At 67.3% G+C, this 17871-nt stretch carries 13 protein-coding genes; 7 read left to right on the top strand and 6 right to left on the bottom strand.

Translation table 11 applies throughout. From position 1 onward, the window contains the following. Positions 1-115: 115 nt before the first annotated feature. Positions 116-1039 carry a non-homologous end-joining DNA ligase gene (gene ligD, locus QQA13_RS12830; RefSeq protein ID WP_428992316.1) on the top strand — a complete coding sequence of 308 codons (924 nt, stop codon included), beginning with the start codon at positions 116-118 and terminating at the stop codon, positions 1037-1039. A gap of 838 nt (positions 1040-1877) precedes the next feature. On the opposite strand, the gene QQA13_RS12825 is transcribed toward ligD, so the two are convergent. The 6 genes from QQA13_RS12825 to fucP all read right to left on the bottom strand — a co-directional run bounded on the left by QQA13_RS12825 (position 1878) and on the right by fucP (position 8727). Further along, the gene (locus QQA13_RS12825; protein WP_159082164.1) at positions 1878-2246 is read right to left on the bottom strand and encodes a hypothetical protein; all 369 of its coding nucleotides are present in this window, start codon (positions 2244-2246) and stop codon (positions 1878-1880) included. A gap of 150 nt (positions 2247-2396) precedes the next feature. After that, positions 2397-2966: an HNH endonuclease gene (locus QQA13_RS12820; RefSeq protein ID WP_159082163.1), complete on the bottom strand. Its 570-nt coding sequence runs from the start codon at positions 2964-2966 to the stop codon at positions 2397-2399. A gap of 219 nt (positions 2967-3185) precedes the next feature. Then, positions 3186-5153 carry a M1 family aminopeptidase gene (locus QQA13_RS12815; RefSeq protein ID WP_108470923.1) on the bottom strand — a complete coding sequence of 656 codons (1968 nt, stop codon included), beginning with the start codon at positions 5151-5153 and terminating at the stop codon, positions 3186-3188. A 28-nt stretch (positions 5154-5181) separates the two neighbouring features. Beyond that, entirely contained in the window at positions 5182-6408 is a 1227-nt protein-coding gene (locus QQA13_RS12810; protein WP_108470922.1) for an AGE family epimerase/isomerase, read from the bottom strand. After that, positions 6405-7385 carry a carbohydrate kinase family protein gene (locus QQA13_RS12805; protein WP_108470921.1) on the bottom strand — a complete coding sequence of 327 codons (981 nt, stop codon included), beginning with the start codon at positions 7383-7385 and terminating at the stop codon, positions 6405-6407. The genes QQA13_RS12810 and QQA13_RS12805 overlap by 4 nt, the downstream gene beginning before the upstream one ends. Before the next feature lies 1 nt (position 7386). Then, positions 7387-8727: an L-fucose:H+ symporter permease gene (gene fucP, locus QQA13_RS12800; protein WP_108470920.1), complete on the bottom strand. Its 1341-nt coding sequence runs from the start codon at positions 8725-8727 to the stop codon at positions 7387-7389. A 165-nt stretch (positions 8728-8892) separates the two neighbouring features. On the opposite strand from fucP, the gene QQA13_RS12795 reads away from it, so the two are divergent. The 6 genes from QQA13_RS12795 (at position 8893) to QQA13_RS12770 (ending at position 17814) form a co-directional block, all read left to right on the top strand. Then, the gene (locus QQA13_RS12795; RefSeq protein WP_108470919.1) at positions 8893-11214 is read left to right on the top strand and encodes a GH92 family glycosyl hydrolase; all 2322 of its coding nucleotides are present in this window, start codon (positions 8893-8895) and stop codon (positions 11212-11214) included. Between the two features lie 111 nt (positions 11215-11325). Then, on the top strand, positions 11326-13089 hold the full coding sequence (locus tag QQA13_RS12790; protein ID WP_286042139.1) for a sensor histidine kinase: 1764 nt from the start codon (positions 11326-11328) through the stop codon (positions 13087-13089). A 9-nt stretch (positions 13090-13098) separates the two neighbouring features. After that, positions 13099-13545, top strand: coding sequence for a response regulator (locus QQA13_RS12785; protein WP_108470917.1), 447 nt, complete (start codon positions 13099-13101; stop codon positions 13543-13545). Positions 13546-13648: 103 nt separating this feature from the next. After that, entirely contained in the window at positions 13649-15187 is a 1539-nt protein-coding gene (locus tag QQA13_RS12780; RefSeq protein WP_108470916.1) for a hybrid sensor histidine kinase/response regulator, read from the top strand. Between the two features lie 39 nt (positions 15188-15226). Beyond that, on the top strand, positions 15227-16552 hold the full coding sequence (locus tag QQA13_RS12775; protein WP_108470915.1) for an ABC transporter permease: 1326 nt from the start codon (positions 15227-15229) through the stop codon (positions 16550-16552). Then, positions 16549-17814, top strand: coding sequence for an ABC transporter permease (locus QQA13_RS12770; RefSeq protein ID WP_108470914.1), 1266 nt, complete (start codon positions 16549-16551; stop codon positions 17812-17814). The genes QQA13_RS12775 and QQA13_RS12770 overlap by 4 nt, the downstream gene beginning before the upstream one ends. The last annotated feature ends 57 nt before the right edge of the window (positions 17815-17871 follow it).

Below are 17871 nucleotides of genomic sequence, written 5' to 3'. Positions count from 1 at the left end.
GGGCACGCTGGTCGACGCGCCGGCGTGTCGGCGGAAAGCCGGCCTGTGCTTCGTTGGCGCCGCGTGCACGCGCGGCGTGCCTAGCATCGGTGCCATGCGGTGGCAGGGCGGCAACGTGAGCGATTCCGACTTGAACCTCGAAACGGCGGCGCGCGGGCGCGCTGGCGCCGTGGCTGTGCCGGCGGCGGCGATCAGCCATGCCGCGCGCGTGGTTTATCCAGGCAGCGCGATCAGCAAGGGCGACGTCGCCGCGTACTACGCCGCGGTGGCGCGCTGGATGCTGCCGGAGCTGGCGAACCGGCCGCTGTCGCTGCTGCGCTGCCCGGACGGGGTGGGTGCGGCCTGCTTTTTCCAGAAGCATCATGCGGACGCGCTGGGCGAGCATGTGCAGGCGATCGCGCTGCGCGAGAAGAGCGGCAGCGTCGACGACTACCTGTACGTGCGCGACCTGGCCGGCCTGCTCGAACTGGTGCAGATGAACGCACTGGAGTTCCATCCGTGGGGCGCGCAGGTGGATCGGCCCGATGCCCCTGATCGCCTGGTGTTCGATTTCGATCCGGCGCCGGGCGTGCCGTGGTCGGCGGTGGTGCTGGCGGCACGCAGGATCCGTGCGCAGCTGCAGGAACTCGGTCTGCAGAGCTTCGTGCGCACCAGCGGCGGCAAGGGCCTGCACGTGGTGCTGCCGTTCCGCCGCGGGCCGGACTGGGACGCGGCGAAGCGTTTCTGCGAGACGCTGGCCAAAGCGATGGTGGCGCGGCACCCGCAGCAGTACATCGCCACCGCGAGCAAGTCGCGGCGCAAGGGCCGGATCTTCATCGACTGGCTGCGCAACACACGCGGCGCCACCAGCGTCTGCAACTGGTCGCTGCGCGCCCGCGCCGGCGCGCCGGTGGCGATGCCGTTGCGCTGGGAGGAGCTGGGGCGGGTGCAGGGCGGGGCGGCGTTCGACCTGCGCAAGGCGCTAAGGCGGGCGGCGGCGTTGAAGCGTGATCCGTGGGATGGCATCGGCACGTTGCAGCAGGTGTTGCCGGAGCTCTGAAACGGGGGCAGTGTGGACCGGACACTTACTTAAGGCAGCCCGACTCGCGGTCTGGCCCGTTCTCGCTGAGCGTAGCCCGCGCAGCGGGCGGAGTCGAAGCGCCGCCAGATGAGGGGCCATCCCCGTCGTCGGCATGTCCTTCGACTTCCTCGCTCCTCAGGACTGTGGCCATCCATGGCCACTCCGCCGCTTCCGCCCGCGACGTTCTCCACCCTCGCCTGCAACAGCCTGGACTCCGTCCGCAGCGGTTTCCGCTTGGCGCGCAACCCGACGACCTTCGCGCGCAACCGATCCACCTCTGCCCGCAAGCGAAAAACTCCGAAGCGCAAGGCCGAAAGCCTCGGACCGCGAAGGTCATCGACTGCGAATGCGAGGGTCAAACAGTCGCGTGCGGCTGAAAAACTTTCGTGGCCAACCCGGAAGGCTTCGCCTGCGGCGCTCCGGACCTTGTCGCTGCCAGGTCGTGAGGGCTGGACGCGAAGGTCTGGGGGTTGAACGGCAAGCGCGGAGTCTTGCGTGCAACGTCTCGGGCATCGCGCGCAAGGCTTGGGAGGTTCGGGCTTGGGAGTTTTTGGGTCGCGGGTGAGTCCGTGGGCCTTGGCTGCTGAGTCAATGGCCATGACGCTGGCACGCCTGGAATTGTCCCTGACACCTTTCCCGACCAGCTCTGAAAGCTGAGGACTTGCGACGACGCTGCGCCAAAAGCTGCTGCGGCGACGGATGACAAGCCAGCGCGAAGCTGGGCGAAACGCGTGCAACGAAGAACCACCACGAGCTACCGACTAACGCTTGAGTTAAGCGGCGGCGAAGCCGTCCGCCTTGAACGAGTGGTTAGCGCTCACCGCACCACACCAGAACAGCCCTCAAGATGGGCTGGTGTCTTGGAAATGACTCGAACTAGATCAGATTGGTACTCACGGCGATCTGCAACGATCCCCGTCCAAACCCCCGACAGCTCAACCGTTGCATGTCCGATCAAGCCGCAGAAGTGATCCATGTCGATCGCTTGTGCCGCATGCGTTATACCAAGCTTTTTTAAGGTGACACCAGCACTATCACCGACATAGATGACTATGGACTGGCCTCCAGAATGAGGGAAGGCTTGAGATGCTTTGCGATCTAGCGAAATATACAAATCACCCTCGCCACCAATGCGATAAGCACCAGAAACGATCGGGTGGCCCAGATAATGTTCGTAGCCTGCCATGTCCATGCCGTGCATATTGGGATGTGGATCTAGGACGAAGCTCGGCGAGGCCAAGGGGCCTATGAGGAGAAACGCAAGGATCCCGTAGGTTGTCATAAGCGCTAACGCTGGAGTTAAGCGGCGGCGAAGCCGTTCGCCTTGAACGAATGGTTAGGCATCATGCCGCGCCGCTTGATCAACTTGGCGAAGCACCCATGCCACCGTTGCGGGATTAATCTTACCCTGTCCCCAGTGTGTGCTGGTTTTACGGAACAGGTCTTTGAGGATGGACCTTGCTTTTTGCAGAAGCTCATCAGTTGGTTCAAGTCCCGCAAAGGGCTTCTCTCCGAAGATCAGCTCGTACTCGCGAAAGCCTCGCTCTTGCCAATAGGTTCCGTAGAACGGCACTGCATGAGCTCGGAGCCAAACCCACATGAAGGAAGGATCAGCGACGTTTGGTGCCTCAGCGTGGCATTGGGCACAAAGCAATACAAGATTATCGGGGGTGTCGGAACCGCCTAGAGATCTTGGAACCATATGACATCGCTGAAGCATGCGTTTGTGAGCGCAGCGCCAACATAGCTTTTCTGCCTCTGCCCAGTCGACAGACAAGCCGCACTCATCTTGGTGCCCGGACCAGTAATCAACAATCTCACGATGAGTTGTGATCATGATGCCTAACTTAAATTCGATTGTTGAATGAAGCCTAATCCCGCAGCCTAACCCAATAAAGCGGGCCACGGGTGCCGGAAACCTTCTACACGAATCAACGACTTCCCCTGCTCGCGCCGCCTATACCTGCAGCCTAATTCTGCAGCCTTTCCCGGAGGCGGCGACCATGCAGCGATGCTCTCACCCGGAGCCGGTGCCGGCAAGCACGGCCGATGGTGGCGAGGAAAAGGTGTCAGGGACAATTCGTGGCCCTCCCCTGCGAGCAGGGGAGGACGCAAAGCCCGGGCTCTATTTCACCTGCAGCGTATTGTTCGCGCGCAGCGCGTCCGGCAGCGCATGCGCCGGGTCGATGGTGGCTGAGACTACCTTGCGCGTGCCGGCCACGCGCACCACGTAGCTGCGGTGCTGCTGCCAGGTCTCCACCGGCACGCGGACATCCTGCTTGCTGCCGTCGTCATAGGTCACTTCGAGCGTGGCCGGCAGCACCAGCCGGTCCAGGTTGGCCACGGTGACTTCGGCGCCGTGGCTCCAGTTGCCGTCGATCGGCGCGACTTTCTGCACCGCCATGTCGAACTGCCAGTTGTGTTCGTACCAGCCGCGCCAGAACCAGCCCAAGTCCTCGCCGGTCTCGCTTTCCATGAAGCGGAAGAAGTCCGACGGGCTGGGGTGCTTGTACGCCCAGGTGGCGATGTAGCGGCGGAAGGCGGGATCAAAGCGTTCCGGGCCGATGATCTGCTCGCGCAGCAGCACCATGCCGAACGCGCCCTTGAAGTAGCTGATCGGGTGGCGGTACTTCTCCGGCGTCATGTCGGCGCCGTTGAGCAGGGCCGGCGCGGCGGGATCGGCCAGCACCGCGGCGATCTCGTCGGCCGGGTTGCCCTTGCCCGGTGCGTATTCGCTGTCGCGCTTGGGCGCGTACTCGCCGTGGTTGAACGCGTCTGCCTCGTAGACGTCGATGAAGGTGTTGAAGCCTTCGTCCATCCACGCGTCGCGGCGTTCGTTGCTGCCCACGATCATCGGGAACCAGATGTGCCCGATCTCGTGTGCGATCACCATGTGCAGCTTGCTGCCCTTGGCCAGCTTGTGGTCGAAGGTGATGCCGGGATACTCCATGCCGCCGGCGGTGCCGGCCTCGTTGATCGCCACCGGCCAGGGGTACGGATACCACTGCCTGGAGAAGTATTCGGTGGAGGCCTTGAGGTATTCGGTGGCGCGGCCCCAGGCAGCGTCGCCGCCGCTTTCGGCGGGATAGACCGACATCGCCAGCGCGCTCTTGCCTGCGGGCAGGTTGATTCGCGCCGCGTCCCACACAAAGGCCCTGGAGGCGCCGAACGCCACGTCGCGGGTGTTGTGCATCGCGAAGTGCCAGGTCAGCGTGCCGTCCTGCTTTGGACGGCTGGACGGTTGGGTGACTTCAGCCGCGCTGCGGATCATCACGGTCTTGTCGCTGTGGCGCGCCTGCTCCAGCCGCTGCTGCTCGGTCTTCGTCAGCACGTCCTGCGGGTTCAGCAGTTCGCCCGAGCCAGCCACGATCATGTCCCACGGCACGGTGATCGCGTAGTCGAAATCGCCGTATTCCAGGTAGAACTCGCTGTTGAGGTAGGGCGCGGTGTCCCACCCACGCAGGTCGTCGTAGACGGCCATGCGCGGGTACCACTGCGCGATCTCGAAGATCTCGCCGTTCTTGCTGGGGTTGACGTCGGTGCGCCCGCCGAATTCGCCGGGCACGGTGTAGCTCCAGGCGACGTGCAGGCGCAGCTTGCCGCCGTTGCCCTGCAGCGCCGCGGGCAGCTGCACCTGCATGCGCGTGTCGGAAACCAGCCATTTCACCGGCTGCCTGTTCCCGTGCGCGTCTTCCACTTCCACCGAGGCGATCTGGTAGCCGTCGGTGAACTCGGTGGGGAACTTGCTGGTGAACGCGCCGCGGGCGTCGCGGCGATAGCGGTTCTGGTCCAGCTGCAACCACAGCACGTCGAGTGCGTCGGGGCTGTGGTTGGTGTAGCTGATCACCTCGCTGCCGCGCAGCTGCCGGGTGGCCGGGTCGAGCGTGGCGTTGATCGTGTAGTCGGCGCGGTTCTGCCAGAACAGCGGGCCGGGCTTGCCGCTGGCCGAGCGATACGCGGTGGCCGGTTGCGGGTAGCTGTACGGGGCGAAGGTCTGCAGCGGATCGAAGCGCGAGGCAGTGCTGTCGGCGGCGAATGCGGGCGCGGCCAGCAGCGTGGTGGCCGTGATGGCGAGGGAAATCGCGAACTTCATCGTGCAGTGCCTTGGGGAGGGTGGTGGATTACGGCTGGCCGCCGGCGCGCAACAGCGCCAGCACGTCGTGGCAGGCGCCCATGGTGTGGTAGTCGGTCTTGCCGGCCGGGCTTTTCTCGTCGCTGTACTTGCGGTTGTCGCGGGTGAGGATGCGGTACCAGGCGCCGTGGCGATGGTCGACGAGATGCTGCCATGCATACGCCCACAACTTCCCGTACCAATCGTCATAGGCGGCCTCGCCGGTGCGCGCGTGCAGCCGCGCGGCGGCGGCCAGCGATTCGGCCTGCACCCAGAAGTACTTGTCGTCGTCGCAGACGCGGCCGTCCGGCGCGAAGCCGTAGCAGAGGCCGCCGTACTCGCGGTCCCAGGCGCGGGCCAGCGCGGTGTCGAACAGCTGCCGCGCGGTGGGCAGCAGCCAGTCCGGTGCGGAACCGCGTGCGCGCAGCAGCGGTTCCATGATCAGCAGCAGCTTGGCCCATTCGGTCTGGTGGCCGGGCTGGAAGCCCCATGGGCGGAACAGGTGTTTCGGATCGTCGCGGTGGTAGTTCCAGTCGATGGCCCAGTCGCGGTCGTAGTGTTCCCACACCAGGCCGCCGGCCAGCGCGGCCTGGCGGCGGGTCATGTGGTCGGCGAGGGTGTACGCGCGGTCGAGGTAGCGCGCTTCGCCGCTGGCCTGGTAGGCGGCCAGCAACGCCTCGCACAGGTGCATGTTCGCGTTCTGGCCGCGGTAGTCGCTGAAGTGCCAGTTCGCATCGGCCTCGTCGCGGTACAGCCCGGCGTCGGCGTCCCAGTAGTGCCGTTCGAGCAACTGCCAGGTTTCGTCCATCCATGCGGCCGCTTCGTCGATGCCGGCCTTCACCGCGCTGGCGCAGGCGAGCAGCACGAAGGCCACGCCGTAGGCATGGTTGGTGCGGTCTTCCGGCTGGCCGTCGCGGATGGTCCAGGCGTAGCCGCCGCTGGCCGGATTGCGATGCACCTCGCGCAGGTAGCGCAGGCCGTGGCGGACGGCGTCGAGGTACTCGCGTCGAAGCGCCGCGTCGTCGCCGAATTCGATTGCCGCCATCGCATAGTTGAAGACGAAGCGGGTGCTGCTGACCAGGTGACGGTGGCTGCGCTCGTAGATCGTGCCGTCGTCGCGGAAGTAGTGGAAGAAACCACCGTCCGGGTCGATCGCGCGCGGGTGGTAGAACGCCATCGTTTGCGCGATGTGCGCACGCAGGAAAGCGGCGGAGCGAAAGTCGGGAGTGGCATTCATGCCTGCTGTTCCATGAAGGCCAGCACCTCGGCGCCGCGCGGCATCGCGGCGAACGAGCCCCGGCGGGTGACGGTGAGTGCGCCGCAGGCAGCGGCGAAACGCAGCATCGCGTGCAGCCGCGGCATCGCGGCGACCAGGCGGTCGAGCCGGTTCGGGGTGGACTCCAGCTCGGCCAGGCAGCACAGCAGGCCGCCCATGAAGGCGTCGCCAGCGGCGGTGGAATCAACCACGGCGACCGCGTAGCCCGGCAGCTCGCCTTCGGCGTCGGGGTGGAACCAGCGCAGTGGTTTGGCGCCGTCGGTCACCACCACCAGCCGGGCGCGGCCCAGCCACAGCCGGTCCAGCGCGGCCTGCTCGCCGTCGATCGCCAGCCAGGCGAATTCCTCGGCGGAGAACTTCACCACGTCGGCCAGGTGCAACGCCGGCCACAGCAGCGGGTGCGGGTCGCTGCCGGCTGGCCACAGCGCGGGGCGCAGGTTGAGGTCGAAGCTGACCAGTGCGCCGACGCCGTGCGCGCGCTGCATGCCTTCGCGGGTGGCGGCGGCCAGCGCCGGGTCGGTCATGCTGTTGGAGCAGACGTGGAACACGGCGACGTCGCGGAAGGTGTCGGCGTGGAAGTCGGTCGGCCGGAACAGCAGGTCGGCGGTGTTGTCGCGGTAGAAGGCGAAGCTGCGTTCGCCGTGCGCGTCCAGGGTGACGAAGGCCAGCGCGCTGTTCGCCGCGTCGGTGCGCACCACGTCGGCGGTGCCGACGCCGGCCTGCTGCAGGCTGTCGAGCAGGAAGTCGCCGAAGCGGTCACGCGCGAGCATGCCGGCGAAGCGGGCCTGCCCGCCGAGCCGCGCCGCGGCGACCGCCACGTTGGCCGGTGCGCCGCCGGCGAATGGCACGAAACGGGTGGCGAAGCCATGGTCGTCGAAGCCGTCGGCGTGCAGGTCGATCAGTGCCTCACCGAAGCACAGGATGGGCCGTGTCGGCATGTCAATGGATCCCGCTGGCGTCCGGCGTCGGCAGGCTGCGGATGCGCGAGCCGCTCAGGCCGTAGAACACGATGTACAGGTAGCACAGCAGCGGCAGGAAGAACGCGTGCTGCAGGCCGATGTGGTCGGCGAACAGGCCCTGCAGCGGCGGGATGATCGCGCCGCCCACGATGGCCATGATCAGCAGGCTGGACGCCTTGCTGGTCATCGGCCCCAGCCGCTCGATGCCGAGCGCGAAGATGGTGGGGAACATGATCGAGTTGAACAGGCCAATCGCGATGATGCTGTACATCGCCAGGGCACCACTGCTGGACATGGTGGTCAGCACCAGCAGCGCGTTGATCGCGGCGAATGTCGCCAGCAGCTTGCGCGGCGAGAACTTCGCCATCAGCGCCGAGCCGAGGAAGCGGCCGACCATGGCCCCGCCCCAGTACCAGGACACGTACTTCGCCGCCTGCTGCTCGCTCAGGTGGCCGATCTCCGGCATCGACAGGTAGTTGACCATGAAGCTGCCGATCGACACTTCGGCGCCGACGTAGAAGAAGATGCCGAGCACGCCGAACAGCACGTGCGGGTGACGCAGCACCTCGGCGAAGCTGTGGCGCGCATGGTCGCCCTTGTCGGTGGCCTCGCTCAGCGCCGGCAGGCGGAACAGCCACACGAACACCGCCAGCAGGAACAGCACCACCGCCAGGCCGATGTACGGCCCCTGCACCGCCTGCGCCTGCTGGGTGTCGTAGAGCAGGCGCTGCGCCGGTTCCAGCGCGGCCAGCTCGGTCGGACTCTTCACCACGTTGGACAGGATCAGCAGGCCGCCGAACCACGGCGCCAGGAAGGTGCCGAACGAGTTCAGCGCCTGCGCCAGGGTCAGCCGGCTGGAGCTGGTCTTCTCCGGGCCAAGCAGGGCCACGTACGGATTGGCCGCCACCTGCAGCACGGTGATGCCGGTGGCCAGCACGAACAGCGCGCCGAGGAAGGCCGGGTACAGGTGCAGCCCGGCGGCCGGCCAGAAGCCCAGCGCGCCGACGCCGGCGATCGCCAGCCCGGCCACGATGCCCTTCTTGTAGCCCAGCGCGGCGACCAGTCGGCCGGCCGGCAGCGCCATCAGGAAGTACGCGCCGAAGAAGGTGAACTGCACCAGCATCACCTGCGCATAGTTGAGCTGGAAGATCGACTTCAGGTGCGGGATCAGGATGTCGTTGAGGCAGGTGAGGAAGCCCCACATGAAGAATATCGTGGTGAGCACGCCCAGCGCCGTCGGATGGCTGGTGTAAGGCTCGTGACCGGTGTGGTGGTCCGGCGTGGGCGCAGGCGTGGGGGACGGTGCAGCGGCAAGGGCCATGGCGGTATTCCGGTTCCGAGGGTGGTCGAGGGTGGGACGGGATCGAGCGAAGGATGTGCCGCCGCGCCAATGTAACCATTTTTACCGAAACGCCGATCACGCGCCGCAGCATGCCGCCGGCGGTGCTACCTTCGACGCCTTGCACCCGGCCAACGGAGGAAGTCCATGTCCCGTACCACCACGATGCTGCTCGCCCTGCTGGGGCTCCTGGCCTGCGCACCGGCGCTGGCCTCGAGCGGACATGCGGCCGATGTCGACCCGCGTATCGGCACGGGCGGCGATGGCCACACCTTTCCCGGCGCCACCGTGCCGTTCGGCATGATCCAGCTGTCGCCGGACACCGCGATGCCCGACTTCAAGCACGCCTACAAGTGGGCCGCCGGCTACCAGTACGGCGACAGCAGCCTCCTGGGCTTCTCGCACACGCACTTCTCCGGCTCCGGCCATTCGGACCTGGGCGATGTGCTGGTGATGCCGATCGCTGGCGACGTGCGGCTGGAACCGGGTGATCCGGCGAAGCCGGGCAGCGGCTACCGTTCGCGTTTCTCGCACGACAGCGAAGTGGTGCAGGCCGGTTACTACGCGGTGACGCTGAGCGACTACGGCGTGCGCGCCGAACTCACCGCCGGGCGCCGCATCGGCTGGCATCGCTACACCTTCCCGGCCGGCAAGCCGGCGCACGTGCTGCTGGACCTGCGTCCGAGCATCTACGACTACCCGGGGAAGGTGCTGTGGGCCAGCCTGCGCGTGCATGCGGACGGCAGCGTCACCGGCTGCCGCACCACCCGCGGCTGGGCGCCGGGGCGCGAGCTGTGCTTCGCCATGCGCTTCTCGCAGCCGATGACCTCGCGCGAGCTGTACAACCGCGAGACCGACATCACCTACAAGGGCTTCAAGGGGCCGGGCAACCAGATCGAGGACCGCGATGCGCAGGGCGGCCGCGCGCTGGTCGGCGTGTTCGACTTCGGCCAGCTGAAGCGGCCGCTGGAAGTGAAAGTGGCGATCTCGCCGGTCAGCGAGGCGAATGCGATCGCCAACCTGGACAAGGATGGTTCGGGCTGGGATTTCGACGCGCGCCGCGCCGAGGCGAAAGCCGCCTGGGACCAGGCGCTGGCGGTGATCGACGTCGATGCGCCGAAGACCGCGAAGACGCAGTTCTACACCGCGCTGTACCACGCCATGCTGTCGCCCACGCTGAGCATGGACGTCAACGGCGAGTACCGCGGGCCCGATCACGCGGTGCATCGCGCGGACGACTTCGAGTTTTATTCCACCTGGTCGCTGTGGGACGTCTACCGCGCGCAACAGCCATTGATGGTGCTGCTCAATCCCGGGCGCAGCACCGACTTCATCCGCTCGCTGATCGCCGCGCGCGAGGCCAGCCCGTTCGGCATCCTGCCGGTGTGGGCGTACCAGGGGCTGGAAACCTGGTGCATGGTCGGCTACCACGCGGTGCCGGTGATCGCCGACGCCTACGTCAAGGGCGTGCGTGGCTTCGACGCGGACAAGGCGCTGGCGGCGATGGTGGCCAGCGCCAGCTACGGCCCGTACGGCGACCTGGCCGACTACATGAAGCTCGGCTACGTGCCGATCGACAAGGAGCCCGAGGCCGCCTCCAAGACGCTGGAGTACGCCTACGACGACTGGTCGCTGGCGCGGATGGCGCAGGCGATGGGCAAGACCGATATCGCGGCCACCTTCGAAAAGCGCGCCGGCAACTGGAAGAACGCCTGGGACCCGAAGACCGGCTTCATGCGCGCCCGGCTCGCCGACGGCACGTTCCGCGAGCCGTTCGATCCCACGGCTGCGGGCTACGGCAGCGACTTCACCGAGGGCAACGCGTGGCAGTACTCGTGGTACGTGCCGCAGGACGTGGCGGGGCTGATCGGCGCGATGGGCGGTGACGCGAAGTTCGTGGCCAAGCTCGACGCGCTGTTCGAGGCGAAAGTCGACCCGTCGCACTTCAAGCATGTCGAGGACATCACCGGGCTGATCGGCTGGTACGCGCACGGCAACGAGCCCAGCCACCACATCGCGTATCTCTACGATTACGCCGGCGCGCCGTGGAAGACGCAAGCCAGGCTGAAGCAGATCATGGACAGCCAGTACGCGCCGCGCCCCGACGGCCTCAGCGGCAACGACGACCTCGGCCAGATGTCGGCCTGGTACGTGTTCACCGCGCTGGGCTTCTACCCGGTGACACCGGGCAGCGACGAGTACGCGATCGGCCGGCCGTTCGTGGCGCGCGCCTCGCTCCACCTGGGCCACGGCCGCACGTTCACGATCAGCGCGTCGCCGCTGGACGACGCGCACCCCTACGTCGGCGCGGTGACCCTGAACGGCAAGCCGCTGGATCGCACGTACCTGCGCCACGGCGAGATCGTGGCCGGTGGCGAGCTGCATTTCAGCATGCAGGCCGAACCGAATCGGGCATGGGGCAGCGCGGCGGTGGCCCGGCCGGCCGCGATGAGCCGCTACGGTGAATGAGCGCCACTTTCGCGGCATCGACGACGCGCGGATGAAACATGCCAGAATGCAGCGGGAACCCTTCACCGTGGGCCTGCCGATGTGGCGAGCGGCATGAAAACCAGGGGCATCATGCGCTGGCGTACCGTCGGCCTGCTGCTGGCGATGCTGATCATCGTCGGCCTGCCGTACATCGTCACGCTGCAGGGGTCACGCGACACAGAGCAGGCTGCCGAGTGGGTGGTCCGCTCAACCGAGGTGAAGTCGCTGGCGTACCGGATCGCCTATATCGTGCATGACAGCGAGGCGGCCACCTACCGGCTGCTGGCGGGTGACGTGAACGCGGCCACGCATGCGCGCGCGGAGCGGGTCGGCAAGGAAGTGCCGCCGTTGCTGCAGCAGCTGCGCCGGATGACGCGCGACAACGCCGATCAGCAGACCCTGATGGGCTCGCTGGCCAGCAGCGCCAACGGCCGCGTCACCCTGATGAACCAGGCGCTGGACCGGCTGCGGCAGGGCAATTCGGGCGGCGCCCGGCAGTCGCTGCGCGACGCCGACGACCTGTTCGGCATGAATGCACAGATCGCCGGCATCGTGCAGATCGAGGATGGCCTGCTGCAGCAGCGCCAGGCGGCGGCTACGCGACAGTCCCTCAATGGACGCATCGTGCTGTCGATCACCGCGCTGGCGCAGCTCCTGCTGCTGGTCATCATCGTGATCGCCTCCGAGCGGCAGATCGGCCGGCGCCAGCTGGCCGAGACCCGCGAGGGTCGCGCGGTGATGCGCACGCAACTGATCTTCCAGGCGGTGCGCGAACCGATCGCACTGTTCGACGAGAACCTGAACAGCCTGCTGGTGAACAACGCCTTCGGCGAGTTGTACGGGGTGGACCCGGGGCGACGCTCCCAGCCGCTGGTGCAGATCGGCGAAGGTGCCTGGAGCGACGGCGTGCTGCTGCAGCGCCTGAACGACGTACTGCTGCGCGATCGCGAACTGTGGGACTACGAGGTGGTCCAGCGCACCGTCGACGGCATCGACCGGCACGTGGTGATCAATGCACGCCGGCTGCAGCAACAGGACGGCGGCATGCCCGCGCTGCTGCTGACGGTCAGCGACGTCACCACGCGCGCGCTGGCCGAGCAGCAGGTGAACGAACTCAACCGGCAGCTGGAAGGCAAGGTCACGCAGATTTCCGACGTCAACCGCGAGCTGGAGGCGTTCAGCTATTCGGTGTCGCACGACCTGCGCGCGCCGCTGCGCCACATCGCCGGCTTCGCGCGCAAGCTGGAGCAGCACCTGGGCGAGCAGGTCGACGAGAAATCCGCCCACTACATCGAGGTGATCGCCAGTTCGGCGCAACGCATGGCCGTGCTGATCGACGACCTGCTGGTGTTCTCGCGGCTCGGCCGCGGTGCGTTGCGGCTGCAGGCGGTGGACATGCAGTCACTGGTCGACGAGGCCCGCGCGCTGGCCGAATCGGGCGTGTCGGGTCGGCGTATCGTGTGGACCATCGCGCCGTTGCCGATGGTGATCGGCGATGAGAACATGCTGCGCACGGTATGGCAGAACCTGCTCGGCAATGCCGTGAAGTACACCGGGCATTGCGAGGTGGCGCGCATCGCGGTGAGCGTGCGGCAGGGCCGCAACGGCGAATACGAATTCACGGTAAGCGACAACGGCGCGGGGTTCGACATGCAGTATGCGGACAAGCTGTTCGGCGTGTTCCAGCGTCTGCATCGCGCCTCGGAATTCCCGGGCAACGGGATCGGGCTGGCCAATGTGCGACGGATCGTGGCGCGCCACGGCGGTCGTGTCTGGGCCGAGGCCGAGCCGGAGCGGGGCGCCCATTTCCATTTCTCGCTGCCGGCCACCGACGCGGCCGGCACACGTACCTGAGAGCGAAGCATGAACAAGAAAGACCTGCGTACCATCCTGCTGGTGGAAGACAGCGTGGCCGATGCCGAGATGGCGATGGACGCGCTCGGCGAGGCGCACCTGGCCAATCCGGTGGTGCACGTGGAAGACGGCGTGGAGTGCATGGACTACCTCCACCGTCGCGGTGCGTGGGCTTCGCGCGAGCCTGGCGATCCGGCGGTGGTGCTGCTGGACATCAAGATGCCGCGCATGAACGGGCTGGACGTGCTGACCGCGATGCGCGGCGACGGCGGGCTGCGGCGGATCCCGGTGGTCATCCTGTCCTCCTCGCGCGAGGAAAGCGATCTGGCGCGCAGTTGGGACCTGGGCGCCAATGCCTACGTGATCAAGCCGGTCGACGTGGACCAGTTCTTCGAGGCGGTGCGCACGCTGGGGCAGTTCTGGGCGGTGCTCAACCAGGCGCCCGAACAGGAATGAGCGAATGGAGTGCGGCGATCCGCACCAGCCGGCAGGCTGCATGCGGGCATCGGAGACGGGCAGGGCAGCAGGGGAACATATGCCACACAGGCAATTTCGGGCGATGTCGAGTATCCGGGTGCTGCAGGTCGAGGACAGCCAGCTCGATGCCGAGCTGGTGCTGGCCGAACTCGATGCCGACAACATCGGCTACGAGGTGCGCCTGGTCGACGACGAGCCGGGCTTCCTCGCGGCGCTGGACGAATTCAAGCCGCACATCGTGCTGTCGGACCTCAGCATGCCGGGGTTTTCCGGCCAGCATGCGCTCGACCTGCTGCGCCAGCGCGACGAGGACCTGCCGTTCATCTTCGTCTCCGCCACGCTGGGCGAGGAGGCGGCGATCGAGGCGCTGCGCAACGGCGCCACCGACTACATCCTGAAGCAGAACCCGGCCCGGCTGGCCAGCGCGGTACGCCGCGCGCTGAGCGAGGCCGAGGCGCGCCGGGCCAGTCGCCGCTCCGAGGCGGAGTTGATCCGCGCCCAGCGTTTCGAGAGCCTGGCGATGCTCGCCGGTGGCCTCAGCCACGACCTGCGCAACTTGCTGCAGCCACTGCTGCTGGCCGGCGACAGCCTGCAGGATTACCAGGACGACCCACGCCTGGCGCGACTGGGTCGGCTGGTCCGCGACTGCGGCAAGCGCGGCCTGGACATGGTGCACTCGATGCTGTCGTTCGCCGGCGGCGCGCGCCGCGCGGAACAGGTGCGGCTGGGCGCGCTGTTCAGTGCGTTCGACCTGCTGATGCAGGGCAGCGTGCCGCACACGGTGAAAATGGAGCTGGTGATCGACGATCCGGAATTGTCGTTCGAGGGCAACCACACCGAGCTGCAGCAGTGCCTGCTCAACCTGTGCCTGAATGCGATCCAGGCGATGCCGGACGGCGGCCACCTGCGCGTCGAGGCGGCGCGGGCGCAGCTGCCGGAGAACTTCTTCCTGCCCGATGAGCCGTCGCGGCAGTGCTGCTACCTGTGCATCAGCGTGATCGACGACGGTCCGGGCATGGAACCGGCGGTGAGGGAGCGCCTGTTCGAGCCGTTCTTCACCACCAAGGAGTCCGGTACCGGGCTCGGCCTGCTCTCGTGCAAGCGCATCGTCAGCAGTCACGGTGGCGTGATGCGGGTAGCCAGCGAGCCGGGCCATGGCACCCGTTTCGACCTGTATTTCCCGCTGGAAGCCGCGGTCGCCGACAGCAGCCAGGCGGATGGCCAGGACAACCTGGAGGGCGCCGCCGAGCGGGTGCTGGTGGTGGTGGAAGAGGCCGGCCAGCTGTCGCTGCTGGTCGATACGCTGGATGCCTGGGGCTACCAGGCGCATGCCAGCCAGAGCGGCACCGCCGCGCTGCAATGGATCGAGGCCGCCGGCCTGCCCGACCTGGTGGTGCTGGACGCGGACATGAACCTGTTCACCGGCGTGCGCACGCTGGCGGCGCTGCTCGAACAGGGCTACGCCGGCGCGGTGATCCTGCTGACCCACCCCGGCGCCATGCCCGACCTGCACGAGCTGCCCATGCAGGAGCACCTGTACGTGGTCGACAAGCCGGTCACCACCCAGTTGCTGCTGCGCACCCTGCGCAAGGCGCTGGGCGCCGCCGGCAACGGCGGCTGATCCGTGGGTCGTGCGGACGCGGTGATCGGCAGGACCGGGATGCTGGCGTATTACTTCGATCTGGCCCTGCGCGGTTGCCGGCGCAGCAAGGCCTTGACCGCACTCGTGGTGGTGTTGATGGGTTGCGGCGTGGCCACCTGCATGGTCACCTTCGCCGTGTTCCGCGTCGCCGCGGCCGACCCGATCCCGTGGAAATCCGGCCAGCTGTTCGTGCCGCAGATCGACAACTTCGGGCCGGCGCACAACTGGAAGGGCGAGCCGCCGATCCTGCTCAGCTACACCGATGCGCAGGCACTGCTGCACGCGCGGCAGGCAAAGCGGCAGGTACTGATCTACGGCAGCAAGTGGACGGTGCTGCCGGACGACGCGCGGCAGCAGCCGTTGCCGCAGGAAGGCGATGCAGTCAGCAGCGATTTCTTCGCGATGTTCGACGCGCGCTTCCGCTACGGCGGCGGCTGGTCGGCCCATGACGACGACCAGCGCGCGGCGGTCGTCGTGATCAGCAGCGCGCTCAACCAGAAACTGTTCGGCGGCGCCGACAGCGTGGGCCGCGAGATCAACCTGGACGCGCACGTCTACCGCATCGTCGGCGTGCTGGACGAGTGGGAGCCACGCCCGCGCTATTTCGACATGGCCAGCACGTTCTACGCCTTCAGCCATCCGCGCCAGCTCTACCTGCCGTTCAGTCGCGCCATCGATGTGCGGAAGGCCACCACCGGGCAGTTCTATTGCAGCACGAATACCGTCGATCCCGACCTGCCGGACTGGAGCAGCGTGCTGCGCAGCGAATGCGCGTGGATCGTGGCCTGGGTGGAACTGCCCGCGCGTGCCGACGTGGCGCGTTACCGCGACTGGCTGCGCAACTACGCGGCCGAGCAGCAACGCCTCGGCCGCTTCGCCTGGTCGCCGAACACGGGCTTGTCCAACGTCGGGCAGTGGCTGCACGTGATGAAAGTGGTGCCGAAGTCGTCGGCGCTGTCGCTGATCGTCTCGGTAAGCTTCCTGCTGATCTGCCTCGTCAACGTGGTCGGCCTGATGCTGGCCCGCTTCATGCGCCGTGCGCCGGAGATCGGCGTGCGTCGCGCGCTGGGTGCGTCGCGCGGGGCGATCTATCGCCAGTTCCTGGTCGAGGCGGCGGTGATCGGGTTGGCCGGCGGTGTGTTGGGCCTGCTGCTGACGGCGCTGGGCATGGCCGGCATCGGCAAGGTGTTCGAGCCGGAGCTTGCCCGGCTGGCGCGGCTGGACGCGTCGCTGTTGCTGCTGACCGTGCTGGTCGCCGTACTCGCCAGCCTGATCGCCGCGCTGTATCCCACCTGGCGCGCTGCTCAGGTGCAGCCGGCGTGGCAGCTGAAGGTGAACGGATGAACGCGGTCATGCAGCTGCGCCCGATCCTCGCCGCGCTGCGCCGGCACAAGATGGCCACGGCGCTGATCGTGCTGCAGATCGCGCTGACCCTGGCGGTGGTCAGCAACGCACTGTTCATCGTCAAGACGCGGGTGGTGCACCTGTCGCGTCCGAGCGGTACCGACGAGGCGCATCTGTTCGCAATCAACAACCAGTGGGTCGGCCAGCCGGACGTACCGCATATTCACGCGCAGATGCAGGCCGACCTGGTGACCTTGCGCAAGCTGCCGGGTGTGCGCGACGCGTTTGCCAGCCAGGCCTATCCCATGGAAGAGGGTGGCGGCGGGCTGGTGCGCATCAAGCTGCAGGTCGAGCAGAAGAAGCTGCAGCTGGCGCTGTCCTATTTTGCCGACGAGCACGCGATCGATACGTTCGGCATCACGCTGGTAGCGGGCCGCAACTTCCGCGCTGACGAGATCGGCAGCCTCGGCCCGTACGACAAGGTGATGCCGGCCGTCATCATCATCACGCGCGACCTGGCCCACAAGCTTTTTCCGGGCGGCGCGGCGGTGGGTCAGCGCGTTTATCTCAGGGACGACGGCCCGAGCACCATCATCGGCGTGGTTGACCGGTTGCAAGGCAGCTACGCGGGCAGCAGCACGCGATCGATCGATGAGGACACGGTGCTGCTGCCGGCGCGTTACGCCAGTGCCGACGACGGGGCAGCCTATGCCGGCGGGGTGGTCTATCTGGTGCGTGCGCAACCGGGCCGACTGGCCGCGTTGCTGCAGTCGGCGCCGGCGGCGTTGCTGGCGCAGAATCGCATGCGCCTGATCAGCCCGGAAGACGGCGTGGTCACGCTGGCGCAGGCACGCACGAAGGCGTACGCCACCGATCGCGGCGTGGCGATCATGATGGGCGCGATGTGCGTCTTGCTGCTGCTGGCGACCGCCGGCGGCATCGTGGGCTTGAGCAGTTTCTGGGTCGGTCAGCGGCGCCGGTCGATCGGTGTGCGGCGTGCGCTGGGCGCGACGCGCGGCGACATCCTGGGTTATTTCCAGGCCGAGAATGCGCTGATCGTCGGCATTGGCACCGTGCTTGGCGTGGCGCTCGGCATCGCCGCGAACCTGTCGCTGATGGCGCACTACGAACTGCCGCGGATGCCGCTGTGGGTGCCCGGCGTCGGTGCGCTGGTGCTGTGGCTGCTTGGCCAGCTGGCCGTGCTCGGCCCGGCTCGCCGCGCCGCCGCGGTGCCGCCGGTGGAGGCGACCCGTTCGGTGTGAGCAGGGTGGGTTATGCAGGGCGGGCAGTGCCTGCCCTGCGAAACGGCGCTGAAACGT

Source organism: Rhodanobacter thiooxydans (assembly GCF_030291135.1).
Classification (GTDB): Bacteria; Pseudomonadota; Gammaproteobacteria; order Xanthomonadales; family Rhodanobacteraceae; genus Rhodanobacter; species Rhodanobacter thiooxydans_A.
This window is presented reverse-complemented; position numbering and strand designations above follow the sequence as displayed.

Bases quoted from the DNA above. Each gene is read 5' to 3' on its own strand.
- QQA13_RS12825 (WP_159082164.1), bottom strand. From the start codon at position 2,246: ATGGCAGGCTACGAACATTATCTGGGCCACCCGATCGTTTCTGGTGCT.
- QQA13_RS12815 (WP_108470923.1), bottom strand. From the start codon at position 5,153: ATGAAGTTCGCGATTTCCCTCGCCATCACGGCCACCACGCTGCTGGCC.
- QQA13_RS12810 (WP_108470922.1), bottom strand. From the start codon at position 6,408: ATGAATGCCACTCCCGACTTTCGCTCCGCCGCTTTCCTGCGTGCGCAC.
- QQA13_RS12805 (WP_108470921.1), bottom strand. From the start codon at position 7,385: ATGCCGACACGGCCCATCCTGTGCTTCGGTGAGGCACTGATCGACCTG.
- fucP (WP_108470920.1), bottom strand. From the start codon at position 8,727: ATGGCCCTTGCCGCTGCACCGTCCCCCACGCCTGCGCCCACGCCGGAC.
- QQA13_RS12795 (WP_108470919.1), top strand. From the start codon at position 8,893: ATGTCCCGTACCACCACGATGCTGCTCGCCCTGCTGGGGCTCCTGGCC.
- QQA13_RS12790 (WP_286042139.1), top strand. From the start codon at position 11,326: ATGCGCTGGCGTACCGTCGGCCTGCTGCTGGCGATGCTGATCATCGTC.
- QQA13_RS12785 (WP_108470917.1), top strand. From the start codon at position 13,099: ATGAACAAGAAAGACCTGCGTACCATCCTGCTGGTGGAAGACAGCGTG.
- QQA13_RS12780 (WP_108470916.1), top strand. From the start codon at position 13,649: ATGTCGAGTATCCGGGTGCTGCAGGTCGAGGACAGCCAGCTCGATGCC.
- QQA13_RS12775 (WP_108470915.1), top strand. From the start codon at position 15,227: ATGCTGGCGTATTACTTCGATCTGGCCCTGCGCGGTTGCCGGCGCAGC.
- QQA13_RS12770 (WP_108470914.1), top strand. From the start codon at position 16,549: ATGAACGCGGTCATGCAGCTGCGCCCGATCCTCGCCGCGCTGCGCCGG.